General features: G+C 69.9%; 10 protein-coding genes and 1 pseudogene. 2 read left to right on the top strand and 9 right to left on the bottom strand.

The annotated features are described in order from the left end of the window. Window positions 1-280: 280 nt before the first annotated feature. From gap to ACGFT2_RS24090, 5 genes and pseudogenes are all read right to left on the bottom strand, one after another. On the bottom strand, window positions 281-1,279 hold the full coding sequence (gene gap, locus ACGFT2_RS24110) for a type I glyceraldehyde-3-phosphate dehydrogenase (RefSeq protein ID WP_393281622.1): 999 nt from the start codon (window positions 1,277-1,279) through the stop codon (window positions 281-283). A gap of 107 nt (window positions 1,280-1,386) precedes the next feature. Beyond that, a complete protein-coding gene (locus ACGFT2_RS24105) occupies window positions 1,387-2,343 on the bottom strand; it encodes a GlxA family transcriptional regulator (RefSeq protein ID WP_393281620.1) in 957 nt (318 codons plus the stop codon). A gap of 160 nt (window positions 2,344-2,503) precedes the next feature. Then, window positions 2,504-2,653: pseudogene (locus ACGFT2_RS24100) on the bottom strand (response regulator transcription factor); the annotation flags it as partial. A gap of 31 nt (window positions 2,654-2,684) precedes the next feature. Continuing rightward, the gene (locus tag ACGFT2_RS24095) at window positions 2,685-3,344 is read right to left on the bottom strand and encodes an NADPH-dependent FMN reductase (protein ID WP_393281618.1); all 660 of its coding nucleotides are present in this window, start codon (window positions 3,342-3,344) and stop codon (window positions 2,685-2,687) included. Between the two features lie 230 nt (window positions 3,345-3,574). Continuing rightward, window positions 3,575-3,904 carry a WhiB family transcriptional regulator gene (locus ACGFT2_RS24090; RefSeq protein WP_393281617.1) on the bottom strand — a complete coding sequence of 110 codons (330 nt, stop codon included), beginning with the start codon at window positions 3,902-3,904 and terminating at the stop codon, window positions 3,575-3,577. A gap of 946 nt (window positions 3,905-4,850) precedes the next feature. On the opposite strand from ACGFT2_RS24090, the gene ACGFT2_RS24085 reads away from it, so the two are divergent. Next, entirely contained in the window at window positions 4,851-6,215 is a 1,365-nt protein-coding gene (locus tag ACGFT2_RS24085; protein WP_393281616.1) for a trypsin-like peptidase domain-containing protein, read from the top strand. Between the two features lie 112 nt (window positions 6,216-6,327). On the opposite strand, the gene ACGFT2_RS24080 is transcribed toward ACGFT2_RS24085, so the two are convergent. Both ACGFT2_RS24080 and ACGFT2_RS24075 read right to left on the bottom strand, forming a co-directional pair. Next, entirely contained in the window at window positions 6,328-6,648 is a 321-nt protein-coding gene (locus tag ACGFT2_RS24080) for a hypothetical protein (protein ID WP_393281615.1), read from the bottom strand. A gap of 273 nt (window positions 6,649-6,921) precedes the next feature. Beyond that, window positions 6,922-7,440, bottom strand: coding sequence for a hypothetical protein (locus tag ACGFT2_RS24075; RefSeq protein ID WP_393281613.1), 519 nt, complete (start codon window positions 7,438-7,440; stop codon window positions 6,922-6,924). 617 nt (window positions 7,441-8,057) lie between these two features. On the opposite strand from ACGFT2_RS24075, the gene ACGFT2_RS24070 reads away from it, so the two are divergent. Further along, window positions 8,058-8,405, top strand: coding sequence for an ATP-binding protein (locus tag ACGFT2_RS24070; protein WP_393281611.1), 348 nt, complete (start codon window positions 8,058-8,060; stop codon window positions 8,403-8,405). Window positions 8,406-8,727: 322 nt separating this feature from the next. On the opposite strand, the gene ACGFT2_RS24065 is transcribed toward ACGFT2_RS24070, so the two are convergent. Continuing rightward, the gene (locus ACGFT2_RS24065; protein ID WP_393281609.1) at window positions 8,728-9,192 is read right to left on the bottom strand and encodes a hypothetical protein; all 465 of its coding nucleotides are present in this window, start codon (window positions 9,190-9,192) and stop codon (window positions 8,728-8,730) included. A gap of 312 nt (window positions 9,193-9,504) precedes the next feature. Then, on the bottom strand, window positions 9,505-10,485 hold the full coding sequence (locus ACGFT2_RS24060) for an NADPH:quinone reductase (RefSeq protein WP_393281607.1): 981 nt from the start codon (window positions 10,483-10,485) through the stop codon (window positions 9,505-9,507). Window positions 10,486-10,787 lie beyond the last annotated feature (302 nt).

The raw sequence follows: 10,787 nt of genomic DNA, 5'->3' as shown, positions 1-10,787 counted from the left end.
AAGGTCGGCGTGCTGTGCCTCGCACCCGAGGAGGGCCTCGGCGTGCGCGACCAGGAGATGCGCGACCGGCACATCGACGCCATCAACCGCTTCCGGGTGACGCAGACCCCTCAGGGGTGAGGGCGCACACACGCGAGCAGACGGACAGCCCGCGGTCGACGGCGCTCCCTTTTCGCGACGGGGCGTCCCGGTCGGCCCGGCTGGACCACCGGAGCACCCGTGCGAAGTGCCGGTCGGGGCGGTCGCGGAGGCCGGGTGGCGCCCGGCGTCCGGCGCCCGGTCAGTGGGTGGCGAGCAACTCGAGCGTGTCGATCACGCGGTTCGAGAAGCCCCATTCGTTGTCGTACCACGCGACCACCTTCACGTGGCGGCCGTCGACACGGGTGAGGGCCGAGTCGAAGATCGACGAGGCGGGATTGCCCGTGATGTCGGAGGACACGAGCGGGTCCTCCGAGTACTCGAGGATGCCGGCGAGCGGACCCGTGGCTGCGGCACGGTATGCCGCCAGCACGTCCTCGCGCGTCACGTCGCGGGCGACCGCCGTGTTGAGTTCGACGATCGAGCCCACCGGCACCGGTACCCGGATCGAGTCGCCGGACAGCTTGCCGTCGAGGTTCGGCAGCACCAGGCCGATCGCCTTCGCGGCGCCGGTCGTGGTCGGCACGATGTTGACGCCCGCGGCCCTGGCGCGACGGGCGTCGCGGTGCGGACCGTCCTGCAGGTTCTGCTCCTGCGTGTAGGCGTGCACCGTCGTCATGAACCCGTGCTCGATGCCGGCGAGTTCGTCCAGGACCGCGGCCAGCGGTGCGAGCGCGTTGGTGGTGCAGGAGGCGTTCGAGACGATCGTGTGCCCGGCCGGGTCGTAGGCGTCGGTGTTGACCCCGTACGCGAGGGTGACGTCGGCGCCGTCCGACGGCGCGCTGACGAGTACCTTCTTCGCGCCCGCGTCGACGTGGGCTCGGGCGGCCTCGGCCGAGGTGAACCGGCCGGTGGCTTCGAGGACGATGTCGACGCCGAGTGCGCTCCACGGCAGCTGCGCCGGTTCGCGCTCGGCCAGCACCGTGATCCGATGGCCGTCGACGACGAGGGCGTCCCCGTCGACGGTCACCGGGCGCCCGAGCCGGCCGGCCGTGCTGTCGTAGGCGAGCAGCCGGGCGAGCGTGGCGGGCTCCGTCAGGTCGTTGACGGCGACGATCTCGAGGGCGCTGTCGCGCTCCAGCAGTGCGCGCAGCACATTGCGGCCGATGCGACCGAACCCGTTGACGGCGATGCGAGTCATGAGTGATGTCCCTTCCCTTTGCCACCAGGGTCACCCGCGGCTCGCGCCGCTGACAGTGGCGTGATCGCCACGGTTCGAAAGGATCCCGCCATGCGGGGCCGGACGGGTCACTCGCCGCGAGTGAAGGTCCGCCGGTACTCGCTCGGTGTGGTGCCCAGGATGCGCTGGAAGTGCAGGCGCAGGTTGGCGCCGGTGCCGAGCCCGACGTCGGCGGCGATCTGTTCGACGCTGCGCTGCGAGCGTTCGAGCAGCTCGCGGGCCAGGTCGATACGGGCTCGCATCACCCACTGCATCGGCGTGTAGCCGGTCTCTTCGACGAAACGACGGGAGAAGGTGCGCGGTGACACCTCGGCCTGCCGCGCCAGTGCGTCGAGGGTGAGGGGCTCGCCGAGCCGGTGCAGCGCCCACTCGCGGGTGGCGGCGAACCGCTCGCCGAGCGGCTCGGGGACGCTGCGCGGTACGTACTGCGCCTGGCCGCCACTGCGGTAGGGGGCGGCGACCAGACGGCGGGCCGCGTGGTTGGCCGCGGCCACTCCGAGGTCGCCGCGCAGGATGTGCAGGCACAGGTCGATGCCGGAGGCGGCGCCGGCCGAGGTGAGCACGCTGCCCTCGTCGACGAACAGCACGTTCTCGTCGACCCGGACGCAGGGGTACCTGGCCTTGAGTGCCCGCGTGTAGTGCCAGTGCGTCGTGGCGCGCCTGCCGTCGAGCAGGCCCGTCGCCGCGAGTGCGAAGGCACCCGTCGAGATCGCGGCGAGCCGCGCGCCCCTGGCCCGGGCGGCGATCAGTGCGTCGAGGACGGCCTGCGGCGGTACGTCGCGGTCCGGGAACCGGTAGCCCGGGACGAAGACGATGTCGGCCCACGCGAGCGCGTCCAGACCGTGGGAGACGTGGTACGCGAGGCCGTCGCCCCCGGTCACGAGGCCGGGTGTCGCCCCGCACACCCGCACCTCGTACGGCATGCTCGCGCGGGTCGTGAAGACCTGCGCGGGAATTCCGACATCGAGCGGCTTGGCACCCTGGAGCACAAGGACGGCGACGCGATGCAGGCGGGAGGCTGGCACCCGAGAAGGGTACGCGGGCATGACGTGGTCACACCCGCGGCACATCAGCGCCGGGGCTGCGCCCTCGAGGGGGCTGCGGGCCCACCGGCGAGGCGGCTGTCGCCGGACCGCGGTGTCCGTGCCTGGGAGCGTGTTCCGCTCGTCCCGGACGGAGCCGCTGTCACAGCGGGGGACGGTCCAGACCGTGTCGGTGGGCGAGGACGATGGCCTGGGCGCGGTCGCGGAGGCCGAGTTTCACGAGGATCCGGGTGACGTGTCTCCTGACGGTCACTTCGCTGGTGTGGAGCCGGGCGGCGAGCTCGGCATGGGAGTGGGGAGGAGGGCTGGTCGGCGAACGCTGCTCATTCCTCGCTCCGACGGGTGACCGGTGCGTCGGTGCGATCGCCGGGGAACTCGAACCAGCGGCGCCGCAAGCACACGAACTCCACGTCGGCCCGTACCAGGCGCACGAACCCGCAGACGGTCTCGGCGAGCCGCTCGCCGGAGCCGGGGTGGACGAGCCGGCCGTCCTCGGTGAAAGCCTCGTGCCCGCGGGGCAGGCTGAACATGTCGGGGTAGACCCGTGTCCCCAGGTGCTCCAGCGGGACCCGCAGCGCCCACAGTCCCCGATTGCCGCCGATCATCGACGGCGAGGAGGAGATGAGCAGCGCGTGCTTGGTCTTGAAGGGCTGCGGTCGTACGCGGGAGACCCAGTCGATGGCGTTCTTCAGCAGTCCCGGTACAGAGGCGTTGTACTCGGGCGACGAGATCACGAACGCATCGCAGCGCTTGATCTTCTCGCACAGGACCAGGGCGCCGGCGGGCACTCCCTCGGAATCCTCCACGTCGCCGTCGTACAGCGGCATGTCGAAGTCCCGCATGCCGGCCAGGTCGACCTCGGCACCGGTTGCCGCGATCTCGTCCGCCGCCAGCGAGGCGAGCCGCGCGTTGATGGATGCTGCGCGCCGTGAAGCGCCGAACACCAGGATCCGAACGGGAGCCGGTTGCCTATCCGTCGTCATACGGCGGTCCCTTTCGCCGGGCGGTTGTCCCCATGCCCAGTTTTCCCCAGGTCCCGCCCGCGACCTGGACGACACACCACGGGTTCCGGGCCTCCCGGCTTCCTGAGGAAGGTGTTGCCGTCCTCCCGTGCGTGCGCCGGGCGGAAAGGTGCCGGGGAGAAGGGTTGCGGCGTGTGCGTCCGTCTCGGGACGGGGCTACCGCTGTCGGCCCGGCAGGTCGCGCGTTCTCTTCAGGCTTTTCGCTTGGGGACCGTGGACTGGGCCGGGAGCAGTCGGGCGAGGGATGCATGCTCCGTGCGGGCCGTCTCCAGCAGCAGACGCCACGAGGCCACCGTGGGGTGACGGCGCAGAAGGTTGCGGCGTTCGCGCTCGGTCATGCCTCCCCATATGCCGTGCTCGATGCGGTGGTCGAGCGCGTGGGCGAGGCATTCCGTACCGACCGGACAGCCGATGCACAGGGCCTTCGCCCCGTTCTGCGCCGCGCCCTCCACGAACAGCGTCTCAGCATCCACAGTGCGGCATTTCGCCGCCGCATCCCACTCCCACTCACTTGCCGCCACTACCGGTCACCACTCCTCGTACGGGGGCGTCCGCACCTGCGTGGGCCTTGTGCGGCGCGGGCGAAGTACGGCGATCGATCGACCAGGCATCAGGAGCTGAAAGGTCCGATCTCAGCTCGACCGTCAGCCGTGAAAAGGGATCGGCCCCTGCCCCGAAGCGTCGAGCTTGACTGAGATGTCTCGGGAGTGCGTATTGCCGAACGTGCCGTCCAGCACCTCCCTCGCCGTCGCGGTACCGGATACTCCGTCAGCAACCCGTACCGGTACCGACGAGCGGTGTGCAGCACTTCCGGATCCCCCAGTGGATCAATCACGGTTTGTCATAAGGGAACGAATAGATGGTCAGGTGCCTCTTCTGGTAGGACGCGGCAACCCGATCCGCATATTCGGCGACACTACCAGTCAGTAGCCATTTCGCCCCTCACCGGACGGATGGTCGAGTATTGGGTACTCCAATTCGGGATCAGGAGACCGCCCCGTCCGGCGGCCCCCGCCCGGCGCCTGGTACGCGCAAGGCGGGCCCTGGGAACAAGCGCCGCCCCAAGGACCGCCTGCGGAGCCCCAAACCAGCCACGCCGCCTATCACGATGCCAGGTGCTCCCGGCGATTACCGCCGAGTGCGCTTCTCTCAGCCTGACGGCTCACACCAAGATCAATTCAAGTAGCGGATACTCATACACATAGCCCTGACACTGGAATGATTGCCCATGAGTGAGCCATGGGGGGCATATCGGAACTGTGCGGTATCCGAGCCGGGCAGGACGAGCCGTTACGGGCCAAGGTCCCGGCGTCGCCCGCCCCACCCGGACACACGCCCCGACCGATTCGCGTCACCGGCGCACACCCGGACGGACCCGAGACCTCGACCGCCGTGGCGGCCCTCTCGCGTTCCGGCCCCCGGCCCTCGTAAGAACCCGAAACCTCAGACAAGTTCAAAGGGCATGCCTTGAAGAAGAACAGACTCATATCCGGAGCCGCGCTGCTGGCGGCCGCTCTCATGACGGTGTCCGCGGGGCAGGCCAGTCCGAGCTCCGCCAGCGGGCATGTGAGGGCACAGACGGGCGTGACGCCCCAGCAGGGGGCTCTGCCCGCGGGCTACTCCTCCTGGGAGGAGCTGCAGGCGGTACAGGGGCCGCTCGTGGAGCTCGCCGACGAGGTCAGGAAGGCGGCCGACCAGGATCCGGGCTCCCGTTTCGGTTCCGTCGTGATCAACCACGGCGAGCGCCGCCTGGACGTCTACTGGAAGGGCGAGCCCTCGAACGCGGTCGTCTCGATCCTGGCCGCGGCCGGCGAGCACGGCGTGCGCTCGGCGGTCCGGCAGTCCGACTACACGCAGGCGGAGTTGCGGGAGGCGTCGAGCCGCCTGGTGCGGGACGTCACGGCATCGGCGAGTCCGGTGGTCTCGGTGGGTCCCCTGCCCGACGCGTCCGGACTGAGTGTCGGGGTCTCGGGCAGCGCGCAACAGGCCGGAGAGATCCCCGCTCTGCGCGAGCTTACGGTCCCCGTCACGATCCAGGCCGATCAGCAGACCGCCACGCCCACCGCCGGCACCCAGCTCTCCGCCGACACGGACCGATGGACGGACGTCACGCCCCTGAACGGCGGTGACCACATCAACTATCCGGCCACCAACCACGGATGCAGTGCCGCCTTCAATCTCAACGGCCCGGCGACGCCCTCGGGCAGGCCCGACAAGGTGCTCACCGCGGCGCACTGTTTCTGGAACGAGGACAAGCACGACTTCGACCTGACACAACGTGCGGTCAAGATCGGCGGGAGTCCGGCCGACGCGCAGATCGAGAGCATCGACAAGGACCACGATCTCGCTGTGCTGCGGCTGAACACCCATGACACGGTCACCAACAAGATCTGGGCGGACATTCCCACGCTGAACACCCACCCCACCAAGTCGGTCAGCGGTACCGCCGGAAGTGTGCCGAACGAGTACGTGTGCACGAACGGGGCCTACTCGGGCATCATCTGCGGCATCCGTGTCATCGAGACCGGGCAGACGGTGTACAACGGCACGTGGTGGACCTACGACCAGGTGAAGGCCTGGCAGGACGACTACAGTGCGGCCGCCGGCACCGGGGACAGCGGCGGTGGCATCATCCAGTCCAACTTCGAGAAGGCCGTCGCCAAGGGGACCCTCTCCACCTACCTCCTCGACCCGGCGCACAAGATCGCCCTGGAGAACTGCCCCGGCATGCATTCTCCGAGCACCCGGGTCTGCTCCAGCCTCATCTGGTACACCCCCGTCACCGAGCTGACGGCGCATCCGTCCTGGGGCACGGTCGACACCACCCCCTGACGAGCTAGTGCGAGGTCGGCGCCGACTCGTACGAGGTCGGCGCCGAGACGTCGAGGACGCCGGTCGGCCGCGGAGGAGGTGTCCTCGGGGTATGCCGGGCAGGCGCGCCGAATTACCCGGTCAGCCCCTGGTCCTGTTCCGAGCCCTGCCAGGCGGACGCCACGACCTCTCCGGCGGTGATCTGGGGAGGGTTGGGGAGCAGGGACGCGAGGTGGTCCCGGACGAAGTCCGTCGCCCGCGAGATCGATTCCTCCGCGCCGGCCCTGTCCTGGAAGACGCTGGTCGACACCATCACTCCGCCCTCGGCCACCAGCCAGTAGTACGCCACGAAGCCGGGGACCTCCCGCATGAGCGGCACGAACCCCTCGCTCACGCGGCGTCCCGCCTCGACCGGATCGGTCACTCCTTCGTACCGGCGGACCGCAGCGTACATCGCCAGTCTCCTCATGTGGTTCCGGTGCGCCCTCTTCGGAAACGTCGTACCCGCTCCCCCGGCGGCTCGGGCTCGTCGGCCCCGGGGCGATCACCCGAAGGGGCGCGCCGGATGATCCGAACGGCGGGTGCCGTCCGCCGCTTGACGCGACCGGGCCGTGCGCAGCCGCTCGGCGGGCCGGTGGAGCAGGAGTCGCAGCGCGCCTGGGTGCACGCCGGCGTCGTACCGGAGCCCGGTGCACGCCGGCGTCGTACCGGAGCTTTCGGGTCGAACTCACAGGTGCTGGACCGCGGTCCTCATCAGTTCGGTGCACGCCTTGTCGAACGTCCCCTCTTGCACGAAGAGGGTGAGCAGGACTTGGGTGTTCCCCTCAAGAACCGAGCAGCGGTGGTCCGCGGGCGAGAGGAAGGCGTCGTCACCGATCCCTGTGACGGTGGTAGCGCTCTGATAGTTCTCACGCGCCGCCTGGTGGCGGACCTTCCCCGTCTCGTGGTCCACGGCCACCGTGAGGGATCCGGAGGACATGCGGTAGTCGCAGTATCCGTTCGGCAGTGGTTTTCCCTCGACCGGTGCCGTTCCGGCGGCGGCCGCCAGGGCCTTGGGCGGGATGAGCGAGCACGGTGGAACGGCCGGGTCGGGCTTCGCCGCTCCGGTGGGCGGTTCGGGAGCGGACTGCGTGGCGCGGGGCGGGGCCGGCGCCGACGTGGATCCGGTGGCGTGCGGGGAGGCGCACGCGGAGGCCGCTCCCGCCAGGAGGGTGACCGAGAGGATGACGCTCTTGAGGCGCTTCATGTGTCCGTTCTTTCGGAGTCGATGTCGCTGTCGATGGGCGCGGCCGTGGTTCGCCCCTGCGTGCGGCGTCGGCGGATTCAGCCGGCCACCGCGGCCAGCGTCCGTCCAGCGGTGGTCCGGACCACCGGGTGTTTCACCGGTCCTGCTCGCGTGAAAAGACGGGTCGCTGGGTGGTCGGCCGACGTCGATTCCGGCTCTGTGACGGATACCGGGGAGCACGAGCGGCGATGGGGGTCGGGCTGGGGATTACTGCCCGATGTGGCGCTTTTCCCAGCATCGCGACGGGCGTCCTGCCGACTTCATCAATCTACTCACGGCGTTCGAACGGGCCTTGAGCAACACATACTCAGATCCCGTGAGCCGATTTCCACGGCCCGCCTCTTGCTCACGGCGGGGCCGGTCGGCCCGTGCGGAAACCTGGGGATGGTTCTAGGGGGTTTCCCCGATCCCCGGCGGCATCGACGGTGATGTGCTTGGCACAAGGACCAGCACCCCGCAAGGGGACTCCACCGAAGAGGTGCCCGATGCCCGCCGATCCCCACGCCGATGTGGCAGCCAGCAGCAGCGAAGTCTGCGCACACTCTCCTGACCTGCGCATATACGCGGAATGTCTACCCGTGGACGCCACCGCCCCCGGGCATGCCCGGCAAGAGGTCCGCCGCATCCTGCGCAGCTGGGACCTGGGACCGTCCGAGACCGCCGACGCCGCCGAGCTCGTGGTCTCCGAGCTCGTCACCAATGCGGTGGTGCACGGTACGGCACCCGTGATCCTGCAGTGCCGGGCCGATCGCGACCACTTCTCCGTGACCGTCTGCGACACCGGAAGTGCCGTGGAGCAGCCGTGCCCGAAAACCGTGGAGCCGTCGAGTGAAGGCGGCAGGGGCATGCTGCTCGTCGACAGCCTCACTCGGGACCTGCACGTCGAGACCGGACTCCTGGGCACCACGGTGACGGCGACCTTGTGACGTTCTCGCGGGGCGCGGTGCGGTCGGTCGCACTCCGCCAGGGGGCCTGAATTCCACCCGATCACGGACCGCGCAGCACGTCGAGAGGATGTATTCCAGGATGTATTCCTCGAATATCAATGGTCAGCCAAACCTTGCATTCCCTACAGATTCCCCCACAGGAAATCACTTGCCCGACGGGAACCGAGGGAATATCTTTCGGCGTCGATTCACTGACTGGAGAAGCGACTCCTCCCCCAGTAAGAATGACTGGGCACGCGGGAAGCCGCTTTTCGTCGATCGGCCGTACCCGGTGCCCGTCCGGGCGGTCACAGGGAGGGGGTCATGGGGCGTGTTGCCGACATCGCCAGGCGCGCCAGAGCAGCAGTGCCAGCAGGCAGTTGGCAGGAGAGGCCGCGGCGAGCATCAGGGTGCCGGCCGGGGAGACGTGGTCGCTGCAGGCGAGGTAGGTCCAGTCGGTGGCGACGTCACTCGCTCTGACGGCCGCGATGGCAGCCAGCCATGCCGGCCGGCGTTTCCAGTTCACCGCCGCCGCGGCCTCCAGGACGGCGAACATGGCCCATGAGGCACCCGTGCGGGGCATGAGGCCTTGCGGGTCCACATAAGGTGCGCCGTGGACGAGGTGGAACCACTGTCCGGGCCACACGAACGCGACCGCGGCGAGGCTCAGGTCCAGCAGAGCCAGTCCCCACAGCAGGACGTCCACATACCGGGGGTTCGTGCTACGGCCCGAGGCGTCCGGCCGGCGGGCCACGGTTCGCGACGGTGTCGGTTCTGCCTCGTGCATGAACTCCCCTGCCGTGGACCGAACATCTCCCGATCCGGGATCCACGACCGCACGATACCGGCGCTGGGCAGGGGGGGCGGAGTAGTGGCTACTCACGGTCTCCCCCTCGGCCGGTGGCGGACCCGGGCACCCGCGTCCGCCACCCGGGTCGTCCGGTCAGGAGCGGTGCCGGGTGAAGTCTGCCCCGACGGGCCGAACGGCGCCCCGCACCTGGACTCCCGCTCCGGAGCGGAGGTCCTCGGAGCACATATGCGTGGGCGCCGCGCACCCGGTGCCCGCGATGGAGCGCTGTCCTCTGTGTCGTCTCCGTGCCTACCGAGGGACGTCGACGAGGACGCGGCCGCGCCCGCCGGCGTCGACACGGTCGTGTGCCTCGGCGATGCCGGTGAGCGGGAAGCGGGCACCGACCTCCACGGAGAGTGCTCCCTCCGCCGCGGCGGCGGTGAGGTCGCGCGCGGCCTGGCGCTTGGCCTCTGCGGGGAAGTCGTCGCTGCCCGTCAGACGCAGGGTGACGTTCTTGAACAGCAGGTCCCAGAAGGGGATCTCCGTGCGGTCCGCATGTGTGGCGTATGCGGCGACGACCGCGCCGTTCGCGGCGACGGCGGCGTCCAGGCCGGCGTTGTCGGACAGGGCCACCTCGATGATCCGATCCACCCCCCGCGGGGCACGGGCGCGGATCGCGGAGGCCGGATCGGCCGAGTCGAGCGCGACGGCGTGCGGGACGACCCCGGGATCGACACGGTCCAGGTCGGTGGCGCGTCGCACGGTGCCGATGACCGTGGCCCCGCCCCACCGGGCGAGTTGCGCCGCCAGCGACCCGACGCCGCCGAGAACGCCGTTGACCAGTACGTGCAGGCCGGCTACCGGGCCGTCGGCGAACACACACCGGTGCGCGGTGATACCGGGGATGCCCAGGCACGCGCCGAGGTCGTCGGGCAGCTGGTCGGGAAGGGGGACGGCCAGGTCCCCGGGGACCACGGTGTAGCGGGCGGCGGTGCCGAAGGGGCGGTAGGACTGGGCGCCGTAGACCCACACCCGCTGCCCGACACGTCCCGGGTCGACGCCGTCGCCGACGGTGTCGACGACGCCGGCGGCGTCGCTGTGCGGGACGATGCGCGGATACGGCATGACGGCCCCCGTCCAGCCTCGCCGCTTCTTCGTGTCCCCGGGGTTGACGCCGGAGACGGTGACGCGGACGCGGACTTCGCCGGGTCCGGGGACGGGGTCGGGCAGTTCGCCGACCCGCAGCACCTCTGCCGCCGGGCCTTGCCGGTCGTACCAGGACGCGATCATGCGGGGACTTCCGATCAGGAGTGCGAGTCCGGGGGTTGGTCTGTCCACCACCGGAGGAATGGCGGACGTGTGTGACGGTCCAGCGACCGCGGGGACGACGGGGAGCCCGCCGCCCCCGCGTGTCAAAGGACGTGCACCGGACCCGAGCGGTTCGAAGTAGTCACTACTCCAATCAGCCGCGGCCCGCGAAGACATGAGGCGGAGTTGCTCGACTACGCGGTTCCCACGCCATACCGGAAGGCATGAAGCCTCCCGGACCGGACCTGTGTCCGACTGTCCATGCTTCGTTCGTGATCGAGGTC

It is taken from the genome of Streptomyces sp. NPDC048514 (assembly GCF_043199955.1).
GTDB lineage: Bacteria > Actinomycetota > Actinomycetes > Streptomycetales > Streptomycetaceae > Streptomyces.
The sequence above is the reverse complement of the archived record's forward strand: the minus strand, read 5'-3'. Positions and strand labels throughout refer to the sequence as shown.